Origin of the sequence: Pseudomonas sp. MWU318, assembly GCF_016756945.1 — a bacterium.
GTDB classification, from domain to species: domain Bacteria; phylum Pseudomonadota; class Gammaproteobacteria; order Pseudomonadales; family Pseudomonadaceae; genus Aquipseudomonas; species Aquipseudomonas putida_A.
Window position 1 is genome coordinate 17,035 of sequence record NZ_JAESJL010000011.1, and the last position, 14,415, is coordinate 31,449.

At 59.8% G+C, this 14,415-nt stretch carries 16 protein-coding genes and 1 tRNA gene; 15 read left to right on the forward strand and 2 right to left on the reverse strand.

Features of this window, described 5'->3' with window-relative positions; translation table 11 throughout:
• The first annotated feature begins 309 nt into the window (after nucleotides 1-309).
• The 6 genes from JN524_RS23005 to JN524_RS23030 all read left to right on the forward strand — a co-directional run bounded on the left by JN524_RS23005 (nucleotide 310) and on the right by JN524_RS23030 (nucleotide 5,047).
• Complete coding sequence (locus JN524_RS23005) at nucleotides 310-714, forward strand: acetyl-CoA sensor PanZ family protein (protein ID WP_202370927.1); 405 nt, start codon at nucleotides 310-312, stop codon at nucleotides 712-714.
• A 78-nt stretch (nucleotides 715-792) separates the two neighbouring features.
• Nucleotides 793-3,018 (forward strand): AsmA family protein, encoded by a 2,226-nt coding sequence (locus JN524_RS23010; protein WP_202370824.1) that lies wholly within the window; start codon nucleotides 793-795, stop codon nucleotides 3,016-3,018.
• Nucleotides 3,015-4,082 (forward strand): A/G-specific adenine glycosylase, encoded by a 1,068-nt coding sequence (mutY, locus tag JN524_RS23015; protein WP_202370825.1) that lies wholly within the window; start codon nucleotides 3,015-3,017, stop codon nucleotides 4,080-4,082. The genes JN524_RS23010 and mutY overlap by 4 nt, the downstream gene beginning before the upstream one ends.
• The gene (locus tag JN524_RS23020) at nucleotides 4,079-4,351 is read left to right on the forward strand and encodes an oxidative damage protection protein (protein WP_008024947.1); all 273 of its coding nucleotides are present in this window, start codon (nucleotides 4,079-4,081) and stop codon (nucleotides 4,349-4,351) included. The genes mutY and JN524_RS23020 overlap by 4 nt, the downstream gene beginning before the upstream one ends.
• 103 nt (nucleotides 4,352-4,454) lie before the next feature.
• Nucleotides 4,455-4,530, forward strand: a tRNA-Phe gene (locus tag JN524_RS23025).
• A 166-nt stretch (nucleotides 4,531-4,696) separates the two neighbouring features.
• Nucleotides 4,697-5,047 (forward strand): hypothetical protein, encoded by a 351-nt coding sequence (locus tag JN524_RS23030; protein WP_202370826.1) that lies wholly within the window; start codon nucleotides 4,697-4,699, stop codon nucleotides 5,045-5,047.
• Nucleotides 5,048-5,097: 50 nt separating this feature from the next.
• On the opposite strand, the gene JN524_RS23035 is transcribed toward JN524_RS23030, so the two are convergent.
• A complete protein-coding gene (locus tag JN524_RS23035; protein WP_202370827.1) occupies nucleotides 5,098-5,547 on the reverse strand; it encodes a carboxypeptidase regulatory-like domain-containing protein in 450 nt (149 codons plus the stop codon).
• A gap of 243 nt (nucleotides 5,548-5,790) precedes the next feature.
• Between JN524_RS23035 and JN524_RS23040 the strand changes: the two genes are divergently transcribed.
• Genes JN524_RS23040 through JN524_RS23055 form a run of 4 tightly spaced genes read left to right on the forward strand, consistent with a single transcriptional unit; the run spans nucleotide 5,791 to nucleotide 7,854 of the window.
• On the forward strand, nucleotides 5,791-6,741 hold the full coding sequence (locus JN524_RS23040; protein ID WP_202370828.1) for an alpha/beta hydrolase family protein: 951 nt from the start codon (nucleotides 5,791-5,793) through the stop codon (nucleotides 6,739-6,741).
• Nucleotides 6,742-6,769: 28 nt separating this feature from the next.
• A complete protein-coding gene (locus JN524_RS23045; RefSeq protein WP_202370829.1) occupies nucleotides 6,770-7,183 on the forward strand; it encodes a hypothetical protein in 414 nt (137 codons plus the stop codon).
• Between the two features lie 6 nt (nucleotides 7,184-7,189).
• Complete coding sequence (locus JN524_RS23050) at nucleotides 7,190-7,642, forward strand: hypothetical protein (protein ID WP_202370830.1); 453 nt, start codon at nucleotides 7,190-7,192, stop codon at nucleotides 7,640-7,642.
• A 44-nt stretch (nucleotides 7,643-7,686) separates the two neighbouring features.
• Nucleotides 7,687-7,854: a hypothetical protein gene (locus JN524_RS23055; protein ID WP_202370831.1), complete on the forward strand. Its 168-nt coding sequence runs from the start codon at nucleotides 7,687-7,689 to the stop codon at nucleotides 7,852-7,854.
• 96 nt (nucleotides 7,855-7,950) lie between these two features.
• Here JN524_RS23055 and gabP read toward each other — a convergent pair whose 3' ends face one another.
• A complete protein-coding gene (gabP, locus tag JN524_RS23060) occupies nucleotides 7,951-9,342 on the reverse strand; it encodes a GABA permease (RefSeq protein WP_027611243.1) in 1,392 nt (463 codons plus the stop codon).
• Nucleotides 9,343-9,894: 552 nt separating this feature from the next.
• Between gabP and JN524_RS23065 the strand changes: the two genes are divergently transcribed.
• The 5 genes from JN524_RS23065 to JN524_RS23085 all read left to right on the forward strand — a co-directional run bounded on the left by JN524_RS23065 (nucleotide 9,895) and on the right by JN524_RS23085 (nucleotide 14,106).
• Nucleotides 9,895-10,668 (forward strand): ABC transporter ATP-binding protein, encoded by a 774-nt coding sequence (locus JN524_RS23065; RefSeq protein WP_007961695.1) that lies wholly within the window; start codon nucleotides 9,895-9,897, stop codon nucleotides 10,666-10,668.
• 13 nt (nucleotides 10,669-10,681) lie between these two features.
• Nucleotides 10,682-11,431: an ABC transporter substrate-binding protein gene (locus JN524_RS23070; protein WP_202370832.1), complete on the forward strand. Its 750-nt coding sequence runs from the start codon at nucleotides 10,682-10,684 to the stop codon at nucleotides 11,429-11,431.
• Between the two features lie 77 nt (nucleotides 11,432-11,508).
• The gene (locus JN524_RS23075) at nucleotides 11,509-12,204 is read left to right on the forward strand and encodes an ABC transporter permease (RefSeq protein WP_007961693.1); all 696 of its coding nucleotides are present in this window, start codon (nucleotides 11,509-11,511) and stop codon (nucleotides 12,202-12,204) included.
• The gene (locus JN524_RS23080; RefSeq protein WP_003220713.1) at nucleotides 12,201-12,890 is read left to right on the forward strand and encodes an ABC transporter permease; all 690 of its coding nucleotides are present in this window, start codon (nucleotides 12,201-12,203) and stop codon (nucleotides 12,888-12,890) included. The genes JN524_RS23075 and JN524_RS23080 overlap by 4 nt, the downstream gene beginning before the upstream one ends.
• Nucleotides 12,871-14,106 carry a methyltransferase gene (locus JN524_RS23085; protein WP_202370833.1) on the forward strand — a complete coding sequence of 412 codons (1,236 nt, stop codon included), beginning with the start codon at nucleotides 12,871-12,873 and terminating at the stop codon, nucleotides 14,104-14,106. The genes JN524_RS23080 and JN524_RS23085 overlap by 20 nt, the downstream gene beginning before the upstream one ends.
• Nucleotides 14,107-14,415: the final 309 nt, after the last annotated feature.

The following is a 14,415-nucleotide window of genomic DNA, read 5'->3' on the forward strand; positions in this document are numbered from 1 at the left end:
CCAATTATTAGTATGGTTCGCCAGCCACTGCTCACCCTCGGCCTTTATGCACGCAGGCATGACCGTTTTTTCGGGTGAAGCTCCTTGAAGGCGCGACGTTAAGTCGCAGAAGGACGGACGAACCGGCGAAGGTTACCATTTGCACGTGACAGAAAAACCAAACTGATATCACCTTTTTCATGTCATCTGATCTCGTCCCCTGTAGGAGCTGCGGAACGCTGCGATCTTTTGACCTTGGTTTTGAAAGGCAAAATCAAAAGATCGCAGCCTGCGACAGCTCCTACAGGGAGCACTCTTGAGGAGTCATCAATGCCTGTCACCGTTCAAACGCTCGAAGACGCCAGTTACCAGGATCAACAGGACCTGCAAAAAATCTATCGTGACGCTCCACAATGGCTGTTCGCACCGTATTCCGGCGACGCTCAACTGATCGAAAACAGCCTGGCTGACGGCTCTTTGATTGCAGGACGTTTCAATGATCGCCTGCTCGGTGCAGCACGCCTGACAAGGCACGACAGGATTTGGTACTTGTCACATTTGTGTGTACGAAAAGTCACCCGGCGCCGTGGGGTAGCCGAGCGATTGGTGAACCAAGCGCAGAAAATGGCGTCGCAAGCGGGTGCCCAACTGCGCCTGCTGGCACCGGCCGGGCACCTTGAAATCCAGGCGCTGGCCGCCAAATTGCAATTGCCGCTGGACGTCATCGCGACATGACAGCGCCCCGGACCGGGCGGATGCAGCGCTATACTCCCCGGCTAAATTACGAATTCGACTAACTACAAGGACTCGCCCATGAAAGCGTTCGGCAAAATCCTGGGTCTGGTACTTCTCGGGCTGTTGCTGATCATTGTGGCGGCGGGCTTCGCCCTGACCCACCTGTTTGATCCCAACGACTACAAAGACGAGATTCGCCAGATAGCCCGAGACAAGGCCCACATCGAGCTGACGCTCAATGGCGATATCGGCTGGAGCCTGTTCCCGTGGCTCGGCCTGGAACTGCATGAGGCCAGCATCGCCACCCTGATCAACCCGACCGAACCGTATGCCGACCTGCAGATGCTCGGCCTGTCCGTGCGCGTGCTGCCGCTGTTGCGCCGCGAAGTGCAGATGAGCGATGTGCGCGTCGAAGGCTTGAACCTGCGCCTGAAACGCGACAAGAACGGCCACGGCAACTGGGAAGACATCGGCAAGCTGCCACCTCCCGCCACGCCTGCCGGCAGCCCGACGCCTGCCAGCCCGCCTGTTGCAGAGGCCCCCGTCCAGCCGGAAAAACCGCCGCAGCCGATCCGCCTCGACATCGACAGCCTGACCGTCAACAACGCCCGGGTTGAGTACAACGATGAGCAGACCGGCAAGCAGTACAGTGCCGAAAGCATCCAGCTGAGCACCGGTGCGGTACACGATTCGACCAACATTCCGCTGAAAGCCACGGCGTTCCTCAGCACCAATCAGCCTGTGCTGCGCGTGCGTACCGAACTCAACGGCGAGCTGCGCATCGAGCGCGCCTTGCAGCGCTACAAATTCGAAGACATGAAACTGTCCGGCGAACTGACCGGCGATCCGCTGCAGGGCAAGGCCATGACCTTCTCCGCCCAAGGGCAGATCTCACTGGACAAGGCGGCGAACGTCGCCGAATGGACCGGGATCAAGATCTCCGCCAACCAGTTGCGCGCGCTCGGTGAGCTGAGGGCCAACGACCTCGACAAGACCCCGCAGATCACTGGCGGGATCTCGATCGCCCAGTTCGATCTGGCGAAATTTGTCGACAGCATCGGCCAGACACTGCCGGCCATGGCGCCCGGCAGCCTGAGCAAGGTCGAACTGGTCAGCCGCGTGGCAGCCGCGCCAACCAGCGTGGCCTTCGACAACATCAACCTGAAACTAGACGACAGCAGCTTCAGCGGGCGCATTGCCGTGGAAGACTTCGCCAAGCAGTCGCTGCGGGCGATCCTCAAGGCTGACACGTTCGACGTCGACCGCTACCTGCCGCCGAAATCGGAAAAAGCCAAAAACGCCACGCAAGTGCGTCAGGCCGAAGTCGCCAGCACCGAAGCCGATGCCATGGCCGGCGCTGGCAGCACACCGCTGCCGGACAAGCCGAGTAAAAGCGCCTGGAGCACCGAGCGCCTGTTGCCGGTCGAGCGTCTGGCCAAACTCGACGTTGATGCCGATCTGAGCTTCGGCCAACTGACCCTCGACAAACTGCCGATCCAGAACGCCGCGCTCAAAGCCACCGGCCAGGGCGGCCTGCTGACGTTGGAGAATCTGCGTGGCGGCCTGTACAACGGCGACTTCGAAGCCAAGGGCACCCTCGACGTACGCCCAAGTGCGCCGGTGCTGAACCTGCAAACCAGAATCAACCGCGTGCCGGCCGAGAAAATCCTCGAAAGCCAGGGCAAGAATCCGCCGGTCAAAGGCCTGGTCACACTGACCAGCAGCCTCACCGGCAGCGGCAACAGCCAGCAGGCGCTGATCGAAACCCTCAACGGCAACGCCAGTTTCGTGATCAACAACGGTGTGCTGCTCAACGCCAACCTTGAACAGCAACTGTGCAAAGGCATCGCCACCCTCAACCGCAAAACCCTCAGCGGCGAGCCACGGGGCAAGGACACGCCGTTCCAGGAACTCAAGGGCAACCTGACCTTCCGCAACGGTATCGCCAGCAACCCGGACCTGAAAGTGCGCATCCCGGGCATGACCGTCAACGGCGATGGCGACATCGACCTGCGGGTGCTGGGCATGGATTACCGCGTCGGCATCATCGTCGAAGGCGACACCAGCGCGATGCCGGATCCGGCCTGTCAGGTCGGCGAGAAATTCGTCGGCATCGAGTGGCCGCTGCGTTGCCGTGGCCCGCTGGAGCTGGGCGCCAAGGCCTGCCGTGTGGATAACGAACGTCTCGGCCAGGTCGCGACCAAAATGGCCGGCGACAAACTCAGCGAGAAGATCGATGAAAAACTCGGCGACAAGGTCAGCCCGGAATTGAAAAACGCATTGAAGGGGCTGTTCAAGCGATGACAGCGGAGCAGTTTTCCACGGCGGTGCTGGAATGGTTCGACCGCCACGGCCGCCACGATTTGCCTTGGCAGCAGGACATCAACCCGTATCGGGTGTGGGTCTCGGAGATCATGTTGCAGCAGACCCAGGTCAGCACCGTGCTCAATTACTTCGACCGCTTTATGGCCGCGCTGCCAACGGTGCAAGCCCTGGCCGAAGCGCCGGAGGACGAAGTGCTGCACCTGTGGACCGGGCTGGGTTACTACACCCGCGCGCGCAATTTGCAGAAGACCGCAAAGATCGTCGTCAGCCAGTACGACGGCGAATTTCCGCGGGACGTCGAAAAGCTGACGGATTTGCCGGGGATCGGCCTGTCCACCGCCGGCGCCATCGCCAGCATCAGCATGGGCCTGCGCGCGCCGATCCTCGATGGCAACGTCAAACGCGTTCTGGCGCGCTTTACCGCGCAGGAGGGTTACCCGGGAGAACCGAAGGTCGCCAAACAGCTGTGGGCCAACGCAGAGCGTTTCACACCGCACGATCGGGTCAATGCCTACACCCAGGCGATGATGGATCTCGGTGCCACGCTGTGTACGCGTAGCAAACCGAGCTGCCTGCTGTGTCCGCTGGAAAAGGGCTGCGAGGCGCACATGCTCGGGCTGGAGACGCGCTACCCGATCCCCAAACCGCGCAAGGCCATCCCGCAGAAACGCACGCTGATGCCATTGCTGGCCAACGGCGAAGGCGCGATTCTGCTATATCGCCGCCCGTCCACGGGGCTTTGGGGCGGCTTATGGAGCCTGCCGGAACTCGACGATCTCGACGACCTGCAACATCTGGCCGACCAGCACTCGCTGACCATGGGCGAGCAGCAGGCGCTGCCAAGCCTCATCCACACGTTCAGCCATTTCCAGCTGTCCATTGAACCCTGGCTGGTTCAGGTGCAGGAGGCCGGTCAGCACGTGGCCGAGGCCGACTGGCTCTGGTATAACCTCGCCACCCCGCCGCGCCTGGGCCTTGCCGCCCCGGTCAAAACCTTGCTCGAACGCGCGGCCGCCGTATTGAACGCAGGAGAGTCGTCATGACCCGCACCATCATGTGCCGCAAGTACAAAGAAGAATTGCCCGCGCTGGAACGCGCTCCTTTCCCGGGCGCCAAAGGTCAGGATATTTTTGACCACGTCTCGGCCAAGGCCTGGGCCGACTGGCAGAAGCACCAGACCCTGCTGATCAACGAAAAGCGTTTGAACATGATGAACGCCGAAGACCGCAAATATCTGCAGGGCGAAATGGACAAGTACTTCTCCGGCGAGGAATACGCCAAGGCCGAAGGCTACGTTCCGCCTGCAGAGTAAACCTGCAAAATCGGGGGGCGGATCGTAAGCGACGGAATTAATTTAAGAAATTTTAAAAAAGTCGTTGACGTAAATCCGAAAAACCCTTTTAATGCGCCCCGTTGCCCAGATAGCTCAGTCGGTAGAGCAGGGGATTGAAAATCCCCGTGTCGGCGGTTCGATTCCGTCTCTGGGCACCAAATACCGAAAACCCTGAATCGCAAGATTCAGGGTTTTTTTATGCCTGCGATTTGATGGCGGCTCAATCCAGTCTTTTTTCTGGGCTGCGCAAATGCGCGACGGGTTTCGAACAAAGGCAATCCGCGCTACTTTGGCCGCACCTTATGGAAGAGGGTCATCCGCTCGATGAACCAGAAAAGAACCCGCGTCCCCCTGCCCCATCCGCCACTCTATCGCCAGAGCCGGGTGGCATTCTGGCTGACGGTGCTGGTCGGCGTACTGATCGCCTTCCTCATCGCCGCGTCGACTTATCTGATCATCCACAGCTTGATCAGCGGCTCCATCACCACCTGGAACCGATCGGGCCCACGCCATACCTACACCCTCGCGCAGCAACCCCGAATGTTCTGGTTCGAGATCGTGTCGCAGTGCGTTGGCACCCTGTTTCTGATAGCCGTCGGCTGGATCGGATTATGGATTCACCGAATGGCGCGCGAGCCCAGTGACAAGCAGCAGGCCAAGCGTACGCGGGGGTAAAGGAATGCGCGGGATTGTACCCGCGCCTCGACTTTCAATTACACCCATCGTTATCCAGCGTCATTCCAGTGGAACACCAGATTGCGCGCAGTGCCGCTGCCAACGTCTGTCACGTCACGCCGTGTTTCGCCATTGCGCGTGGCGACCACGGTGTACTTACCGGGTGGCAGTTGCACGTACACCAACGGGCCCGTTTGAGTGAGGGTCAGCACGGTTTGCCCCGGCGACTTTTGAATCACCACATCGACATCAGCGGTGTACTGGTCTTGCGCGCCCACCGCGAACGTCATGTGCAGGTTGTAACCAGTGGATTGTTGAATGGCTTTTGACTCGTCCAGGCCGATCCCGCCAGACAGGTAGTTGATGCCGTTTTGCTGTTGTTGCTGGACTTGCACGCCGGCACTGTCGATCGGGTCGAGGTTGGCCGCCTGCAACATCGCCGGAAAGACCAATGCAGCCACCGCCGCGATGGGCAGCAGGAATGAAAGAACGCGTTTCATGATGACGACTCCCGGGCTCTTGTAGAGCCCAACCGTTACTCCTTATTTGATCCGGCCAGGGAAGCACGTGTTTTAGAATGATTGGAACTTGGCCAGGGTGCGAAAGGGACTAATTCGAGACGCACTGCGGCTCGAATTCACAGAGTCGCCAACCTTCAATCCGGAATGCACTGCGTTCCAAGTGATTGCGCAGCCGGGCGTTGAAGCTCATTCTCGATCCGTCTTCGCCAAGGCCAAGTCCATATGAATTCACGCAGTCCCGCGTTTACGCCCGACACCGCAACCGTGAACGAACCTTTCAAAGAAGCTGCCGCAGATGGCTTTATGGTCGGCGGCTTCACCTGGCGTCACGCCCTGCCCGATGCGCAACGCCCGGTAGTCATCATCAACGCCGCCACCTCGGTCCGCTGCCGACACTATTCACGCTTCGCCGATTACCTGTTCGCCAACGGCTTCGACGTGATCACCTACGACTACCGAGGCATCGGCGAATCGCGTCCGGCAACCCTGAAAGGCCTTGAGGCTTCATGGACCGATTGGGGCGCGCTGGATTTCGAGGCGATGCTCAAACGCGCGCAACGGGAATTTCCCGACCAGCCAATCGATGTGGTCGGCCATAGCTTCGGCGGTTGCGCGGCCGGGCTCGGCGAGTCCGGGCAGGTCATTCGTCGACTGGTGACAGTCGGCGCGCAGTTCGCTTACTGGCGCGACTATGCGCCGGCACAGCGCTGGCGCATGTTTGGTAAATGGCATTTGCTGATGCCGCTGCTGACGCGGCTCTGTGGCTATTTCCCGGGCAAACGCCTCGGCTGGCTGGAGGACACGCCAACAGGCGTCGTACGCGACTGGAGCACGCCTGCCGCGAGCTACGAGCAGCGTCCGAGCGGTCGCCGACTGCTGAAGGCAAGCGGTCGCCTGCCCTTCGCCAACGTCCGCGCACACACCCTGGCGATCAGTATCAGCGACGACCCGTACGGCACGATCCCGGCCATCGAACGCCTGCTCGGCTACTTCAGTCATGCGCACAAAACCCACTTACGCATCGAGCCGCAGGACATCGGCGAACAACAAGTCGGACATTTCGCCTTTTTTCGTAGCGCATACCAAGCCACACTATGGCCCATTGCTCTGACCTGGCTGCAAACCGGCGAGTTGGCCCCCGACACACCCGGGCGGCCAGTGCCACGCAGCTGAGCCCTTTCAACGCACGACGGAACACACCATGGCCTCCGCCAACAAGCAGCAAAAACGCGCCGCCCGGGCCAAGACCAAGGCCAAGCAAAACCGCAGCAAACGCGCCGAGGCGCCGGTCGAACTGGACCCGAACGATGACCGTATCGACTTCGAGTCGGTGGACCTGACCGAGCTGTTCAAGAAAATGATCGACGCCGAGAAGATCAGCCAGCAAGCCATGTGCACCGCGTTCCTCGAAGACCCGCTGCTAGGACTGGTCTACGAGCAGGAGGGCGAAGAAGGCGCGATGGATTTCATCCTCGCCGCGCTGATCGAGTATCGCCAGTGGTCCCAGGAAACCGACGAAGCCGGCGCCCTGGCGTGGATCGAATCCCCGGCCTTCCAGGCCGACTATGTGGCGGCGTCCGACGCGATCGCCGCACAAACCCAACAGAAGAACTGAGTTCCCATGGCATCCCTGAACAAGCAACAGAAACGCGCCAAACGCGCCAAGGCCAAAGCCAAACACATCCGCATGGTCGGCCGTAAGCCGCTGGACCAGGACGACAGCCTCGGGCATCTGGAAGAGCCGATCCCGGAATACACCCTCGCAATGTTCAGCAAAATGCGCGACGCCGAAGCCGTCAGCCGCAACGAAATGCTGCTGACCCTGCTGCGCGAACTGGCCTTCATCATCGTTGACCATCCAGAGCTGCTGGACATGGAAAATGCCGAGAACGAAGGCATGGCCGCCACTCACCTGGCCGCCGACATGCTGATCGACTACCGCATGTGGGCCGATGGCATGGATATCGAAACCGCCCAGGCCTGGCTGACCGAGCCACAGTTCATCACCGATTTCGGGATTGCGCTGGATACTTATGGCAAGTCGCTGGAGGACAGCGCCCCCAAAGCCGAGTAACTTTTTGCACCTGACATTCACGCACGATCAAAAAAGGAGGTCAGGTGAAGAAGACAGCTTCATGCAAGGATCGACAATTGCCGAAATCAGAAGACTCAGCTGCGACCCTTCAAAGCAAAACCGTTAAAACTCCCAAGGAAACAACTTGGGATGAATGGTTCGACGAAGAGAAAGGCAGCTCAGACTTTATGCTCTTGCGAGAACAAAGCTGATTACGGATATGTGGCGATGTTTCGCCACCTGCAGCACAAACAAAAACGGCCGCTCGTCATCACTGACAGCGGCCGTTTTGCATTACGCGTTACGGATCAGTTCAACACCACCGCACCACGGTTTTCCAGCTTGCGGCGGCGTGCCACCAGCAGGCCTGCGGCAACGACCATGAGGCTCAGCAGGCCGGTTGCGAGGATTTCCACGCGGTGGGCTTCCTGGAACAGCATGATAGTCAGGGCCGCGACGATGAAGATGATCACCGCGTAGGTCAGGCCCGGGAACAGCCACATGCTGAAGACGATTTTCTCGCCGCGGGCCATGCGTTGTTTACGCATGCGCAGTTGCGAGAACGCGATCACCAGGTACACCAGCAGCGCGATGGCGCCGGAGCTGGCCAGCAGGAATTCGAACACGGCAGCCGGGGCCACGTAGTTGGCGAAGGTGCAGAGGAACGCCGCGCCGGTCGACAGCATGACGGCCCAGTAAGGCGTACCGCTTTTGTTGACCCGAGTCGACATCGCCGGTGCATCACCGCGCTTGCCGAGGGAGAACAGCATGCGCGACGAGGTGTACAGCGCCGAGTTCAGGCAGCTGGTTACCGCGACCAGCACCACGATGTCGACGATCATTTTCGCGTTCGGAATGCCCATGCGCTCAAGCACGGTCTGGTAGGAACCGAGGTTGGCCAGCGTAGGATCGTTCCACGGTACCAGGGCCACAACGATGAAGATCGATACGAGGTAGAACAGGCCGATCCGCCAGATCACCGAGTTGGTGGCCTTGGAAATCTGCTTGCCCGGGTTCTTCGATTCCGCAGCCGCGATGGTCACGATTTCGGTACCCATGAACGAGAACATGGTGGTCAGGATTGCACCCAGCACCGCGCCCATGCCGTTTGGCAGGAAGCCGCCGGAATCAAACAGGTGCGAAACACCGCTGACCTGGCTGTTCGGCAGGAAGCCGAAAACGGCCGCAAGACCCAGCGCGATGAAGCCGATGATCGCCAGGACTTTGATCAAGGCAAACCAGAATTCGAATTCACCGTAGTTTTTCACGCTGAACAGGTTGGTGACCGTCAGCAGCATGGTGATGATCAGTGCAAACGCCCAGATCTCGATCCCCGGGAACCAGGCATGGAGAATGGTCGCGGCGGCGTTGGCTTCCAGTGGAATCACCAACACCCAGAACCACCAGTACAACCAGCCGATGGTGAAACCGGCCCAGTGCCCGATGGCACGGTCGGCGTATGTCGAGAACGAGCCGGTGTCGGGCGAGGCGACAGCCATCTCACCGAGCATGCGCATCACCAGCACCACCAGGGTACCGGCGGCGGCGTAGGCCAGCAGCACGGCGGGGCCGGCGGCAGCGATCGCGTGGCCGGAGCCAACGAACAGACCTGCGCCGATAACACCGGCGATCGACAACATGGTCACATGACGCGGTTTGAGCCCCTGTTCGAGGCCATTGGAGCTTGGGGTACTGCTCATCGGAACTACCTTTGCGAGGAAAGCGATTGCGTCCGTCCTGTCTGGTTTTCCTTCTCGTAAAAAGAAACCAACAGGGCGTTCCAGATTCTGCACGCAATAAATGCGCCAAAATGTTTCAAACTCTTCTGGGCCGCGGTTTTCAGCGAGACCGGACAGTCATCGCAAGTCATTGGAATGAATGGCAATTCGCCAGAGCGTTACCCTGCGACTCACTTTTCAGACGATTCAGCGCACCAGAAACACACTGAAAAAGTGTGGGATGCACAATAAAAGGGCGATTCAGGAACGTTCGGCCGGATAGCGCTTCCAACACCCCGCCAAAGCTGGCAACATCGCGCCTTTTTTTACGCGACACCCACGGGTTTGCACGATCAAACACCCGTTCGGTTGTTGATGGGGCGACAGTCTGCTGTGCCGATGCGACAACCTGCCACACGCCATCCGCTTACCGCCCGTAGCGCTGTTGGCTGCCATTGAAACGCTATGCTAGCTTGGCCGCCTCGCCAGGAAGGCCCGCCAACAGCAGGAGCGCAACATATATGAGGAACGCACATGGCTGAGGCCACGCCCGCGCTTGAAATCCGCAACTTGCACAAACGCTACGGACAGCTTGAGGTGCTCAAAGGCATCTCGCTGACCGCCCGCGACGGCGATGTGATCTCGATCCTCGGTTCCTCCGGTTCCGGCAAGTCCACGTTCCTGCGTTGCATCAACCTGTTGGAAAACCCGCACCAGGGTCAGATTCTGGTGGCCGGGGAAGAACTCAAGCTCAAGCCCGCCAAGAATGGCGAACTGGTTGCCGCTGATGGCAAGCAGATCAACCGCCTGCGTTCCGAGATTGGTTTTGTATTTCAAAACTTTAATCTGTGGCCGCACATGAGTGTGCTCGACAACATCATCGAGGCCCCGCGCCGCGTGCTCGGCCAGAGCAAGGCCGAGGCGATTGAAGTTGCCGAAGCGCTGCTGGCCAAGGTCGGTATCGCCGACAAGCGCCACGCCTACCCGGCGCAACTGTCCGGCGGTCAGCAACAACGCGCGGCGATCGCCCGCACGCTGGCGATGCAGCCGAAGGTGATTCTGTTCGACGAGCCCACCTCCGCCCTTGACCCGGAAATGGTTCAGGAAGTACTTAGTGTCATCCGCGCACTGGCCGAAGAAGGCCGCACCATGCTGTTGGTGACCCACGAAATGGGCTTTGCCCGTCAGGTCTCCAGCGAAGTGGTGTTCCTCCACCAGGGGCTGGTGGAAGAGCAAGGATCGCCTCAGCAGGTGTTCGAAAACCCGCTTTCGGCGCGCTGCAAACAATTCATGTCCAGCAACCGCTAACGGAGCAACATGCATGCAGAATTTTAAAAAGGTCTTCCTGGCCGCCGCCGTCACCCTCGCGTTCAGTGCCGGTGCCATGGCCGAGACCCTGAAGATGGGCATCGAAGCGGCTTACCCGCCGTTCAACAACAAAGACGCCAGCGGCAACGTGGTCGGCTTCGACAAAGACATCGGCGACGCACTGTGCGCCAAGATGAAAGTCGAGTGCAGCGTGGTCACCTCCGACTGGGACGGCATCATCCCCGCGCTGAACGCCAAGAAGTTCGACTTCCTGGTCTCCTCGCTGTCGATCACCGAAGAGCGCAAGGGCGCGGTGGACTTCACCGACCCGTACTACTCGAACAAGCTGCAGTTCATCGCGCCGAAAAACGTCGATTTCAAAACCGACAAGGATTCGCTCAAAGGCAAGATCATCGGCACCCAGCGCGCCACCCTCGCCGGTACCTGGCTGGAGGACACTTACGGTAGCGATATCGAAGTCAAACTCTACGACACCCAGGAAAACGCCTACCTGGACCTGACCTCCGGTCGCGTCGACGCCATCCTGGCCGACAAGTACGCCAACTACGACTGGCTGAAAACCGACGCTGGCAAGAACTACGAGTTCAAGGGCGACCCTGTCGTGGAAAGCGACAAGATCGGCATCGCCGTGCGCAAAGGTGATCCACTGCGTGAGAAGCTGAACGCCGCGCTGAAGGAAATCGTCGCCGACGGTACCTACAAGAAGATCAACGACAAGTACTTCCCGTTCAGCATCTATTGATCTGACCTGCGGGACCGGCACCGTGATCCGACGGCGCCGGCTCCCGGCCTTGCCTGCCGCGATTTGAAAAGAAATCCATGATTATCGACCTCTACGGATTCGGCCCGGCCCTCGCCGCCGGTGCGCTGATGACCGTCAAACTGGCGCTGACGGCCCTGTGCCTGGGACTGGTGCTCGGTCTGCTCGGCGCCTTGGCCAAGACTTCCCCGTACAAGCCGCTGCAATGGCTTGGCGGCACTTATTCGACGCTGGTGCGTGGCGTCCCGGAATTGCTCTGGGTGCTGTTGATCTACTTCGGTACGGTCAACCTGATGCGCAGCCTCGGTGAGTTTTTCGGCAATCCCGACCTGCAACTCAGCGCCTTCGCCGCCGGCGTGATTGCGCTGGGCCTGTGCTTCGGCGCCTACGCCACGGAAGTGTTCCGCGGCGCGATCCTTGCCATTCCCAAAGGCCATCGCGAAGCGGGTGTGGCGCTGGGACTGTCGAAATGGCGGATCTTCACCAAGCTGATCATGCCGCAGATGTGGCGCATCGCCCTGCCCGGCTTGGGCAATCTGTTCATGATCCTGATGAAAGACACCGCGCTGGTGTCGGTGATCGGCCTGGAAGAAATCATGCGTCACGCGCAGATCGGCGTGACCGTGTCGAAACAACCGTTCACCTTCTATCTGGTGGCGGCGGTCATGTATCTGGGCCTCACCGTGCTGGCGATGACCGGCATGCACTTCCTGGAAAAACGCGCCGCCCGCGGCTTTGCGAGGAGCGCTTCATGAACTGGGAAGTGATCATCAAGTGGCTGCCGAAACTGGCGCAGGGCGCGACCCTGACCCTGGAACTGGTGGCGATTGCCGTGATTGCCGGCCTGCTGCTGGCAATTCCACTGGGCATCGCCCGCTCTTCGAAGCTGTGGTACGTGCGCGCATTGCCCTACGCCTACATCTTCTTTTTCCGTGGCACGCCGTTGCTGGTGCAACTGTTCCTCGTCTATTACGGCCTGGCGCAGTTCGATGCGGTGCGCAGTAGCGCACTGTGGCCGTACCTGCGCGATCCGTTCTGGTGTACCACCGCGACCATGACTCTGCACACCGCGGCGTACATCGCCGAAATTCTGCGCGGCGCAATCCAGGCGATTCCGCCCGGCGAAATCGAGGCGGCGCGGGCGTTGGGCATGTCCAAACCCAAGGCGATGTTCTACATCATGCTGCCGCGAGCGGCGCGCATCGGTCTGCCGGCCTACAGCAATGAAGTGATCCTGATGCTCAAGGCCAGCGCACTGGCGAGCACCGTGACCCTGCTGGAACTGACCGGCATGGCCCGCACGATCATCGCGCGCACCTACCTGCCGGTGGAAATCTTCTTCGCCGCCGGCGTGTTCTATCTGCTGATGTCCTACGTGCTGGTGCGCGGCTTCAAGCTGCTGGAGCGCTGGCTGCGCGTCGATGCCTGCCAAGGGCGTTGAAACTTCCCACGTGCTGACGGGCGAGGCCCTACTCGCCCGCTTCACCGCGCTGGATGCTTTTCTGATTGAGCATCAGGCGCTGTGGAAACCTCGTCCGTTCACTCATCTTTCGCTTCCATGGGAAACCGCCTACCCCGAATTGGCTTCGTGGCTACGCGGACGATCACTGGAAGATGCAGAGTTTGTGCATAACCACCCTGCCGATCTCATCGATGCGCCGGAGCCGTTCGCTTCATTGGCGGCGTTGTCGGCTGAGCTGAGCGCAGTCGGAGAGTTGCCGGAACATGCGCTGGAAACCCCAGGCCATCGATTGAATGTCGATGTGCCGGGGCGCAAGTGGCAGCAGATCGAGGCGTTCGCCAGTCGCTTGTCTTTTGCCTCGCAGCCGACGCACTGGCTGGACTGGTGCTCCGGCAAGGGACATCTGGGCCGACGCCTGTTGGGTACGGGGCAACAACTGACTTGTGTCGAATACGATCCGGCGTTGGTCGCCAGTGGTCAGGCATTAAGTCAGCGCCATCATTTACACGCCCTGCATGTCGAGCAGGATGTACTGGCGGCAGACGCAGCGAGCGTTATAAATGCTCAGCACACCCCGGTCGCCCTGCACGCCTGCGGCGATCTGCATGTGCGCTTGATGCAACTGGCAAGCGCGGCCGGATGTCAGCAGATGGCCATCGCCCCGTGCTGTTACAACCGGATCGATCGCAGCGAGTATCAGGCATTGTCCTCAGCGGGCTTGCGATCCGCCCTACAGCTCTCGCTCGAAGATCTGGCACTGCCAATGAGCGAAACCGTCACCGCCGGTGCAAGAGTCCGACGTCAGCGCGACACCTCCATGGCTCGACGCCTGGCTTTCGATTTGCTGCAACGGCAAGTGCGCGGAGTAGACGAATACCTGCCCATCCCGTCCCTGCCCAGCGCCTGGCTGGAAAAACCCTTCGCCGATTACTGCCGCGATCTGGCTGCATTGAAGGAGTTATCCACAATCGGCACGCCAGATTGGCAGGCACTGGAAGCAGCCGGTTGGCAGCGGTTGGCCGAAGTTCGCAACCTGGAATTACTGCGCGGATTGTTCCGACGACCACTGGAGCTTTGGCTGAATCTTGATCGAGCCATTTTTCTGGCCGAACAGGGATACGTCGTACGCCTCGGCACCTTCTGCGACGCACCGCTGACTCCGCGTAACTTCCTGCTGCTGGCCGAGCGCGCTTGAATTCTTTACACCCTGTGGATAACTCTGTTGATGATTTTCCCGTGGATCCAATATCCACGGCCATTGCATGCCAAAAACAGCGTTGGTCATTTTTTGTTCATATAAATAAAAAACCTGTAAAACAGGGCTTTGCGCACAAAATGAGAACGTGTCCACAAAATCCCCTGCAACACCGCCGTAGCGCCCATCCGTTGTGCATAAGCTTCCAATCAAAAGGACATAAACGGCTGAAATAGGTGCTTAAACAGTGCAGAAATCTTGCCAACACTCGCATGCTGGATTGACGTCGAACAGCCCGATTTTGCGGCT

What these genes read in the sequence shown, in the direction of transcription:
- JN524_RS23085 (WP_202370833.1), top strand. Translation starts at nt 12,871, where the DNA reads ATGCCTGCCAAGGGCGTTGAAACTTCCCACGTGCTGACGGGCGAGGCC.
- JN524_RS23020 (WP_008024947.1), top strand. Translation starts at nt 4,079, where the DNA reads ATGACCCGCACCATCATGTGCCGCAAGTACAAAGAAGAATTGCCCGCG.
- JN524_RS23030 (WP_202370826.1), top strand. Translation starts at nt 4,697, where the DNA reads ATGAACCAGAAAAGAACCCGCGTCCCCCTGCCCCATCCGCCACTCTAT.
- JN524_RS23045 (WP_202370829.1), top strand. Translation starts at nt 6,770, where the DNA reads ATGGCCTCCGCCAACAAGCAGCAAAAACGCGCCGCCCGGGCCAAGACC.
- JN524_RS23035 (WP_202370827.1), bottom strand. Translation starts at nt 5,547, where the DNA reads ATGAAACGCGTTCTTTCATTCCTGCTGCCCATCGCGGCGGTGGCTGCA.
- JN524_RS23050 (WP_202370830.1), top strand. Translation starts at nt 7,190, where the DNA reads ATGGCATCCCTGAACAAGCAACAGAAACGCGCCAAACGCGCCAAGGCC.
- gabP (WP_027611243.1), bottom strand. Translation starts at nt 9,342, where the DNA reads ATGAGCAGTACCCCAAGCTCCAATGGCCTCGAACAGGGGCTCAAACCG.
- JN524_RS23070 (WP_202370832.1), top strand. Translation starts at nt 10,682, where the DNA reads ATGCAGAATTTTAAAAAGGTCTTCCTGGCCGCCGCCGTCACCCTCGCG.
- JN524_RS23005 (WP_202370927.1), top strand. Translation starts at nt 310, where the DNA reads ATGCCTGTCACCGTTCAAACGCTCGAAGACGCCAGTTACCAGGATCAA.
- JN524_RS23010 (WP_202370824.1), top strand. Translation starts at nt 793, where the DNA reads ATGAAAGCGTTCGGCAAAATCCTGGGTCTGGTACTTCTCGGGCTGTTG.
- mutY (WP_202370825.1), top strand. Translation starts at nt 3,015, where the DNA reads ATGACAGCGGAGCAGTTTTCCACGGCGGTGCTGGAATGGTTCGACCGC.
- JN524_RS23075 (WP_007961693.1), top strand. Translation starts at nt 11,509, where the DNA reads ATGATTATCGACCTCTACGGATTCGGCCCGGCCCTCGCCGCCGGTGCG.
- JN524_RS23065 (WP_007961695.1), top strand. Translation starts at nt 9,895, where the DNA reads ATGGCTGAGGCCACGCCCGCGCTTGAAATCCGCAACTTGCACAAACGC.
- JN524_RS23040 (WP_202370828.1), top strand. Translation starts at nt 5,791, where the DNA reads ATGAATTCACGCAGTCCCGCGTTTACGCCCGACACCGCAACCGTGAAC.
- JN524_RS23080 (WP_003220713.1), top strand. Translation starts at nt 12,201, where the DNA reads ATGAACTGGGAAGTGATCATCAAGTGGCTGCCGAAACTGGCGCAGGGC.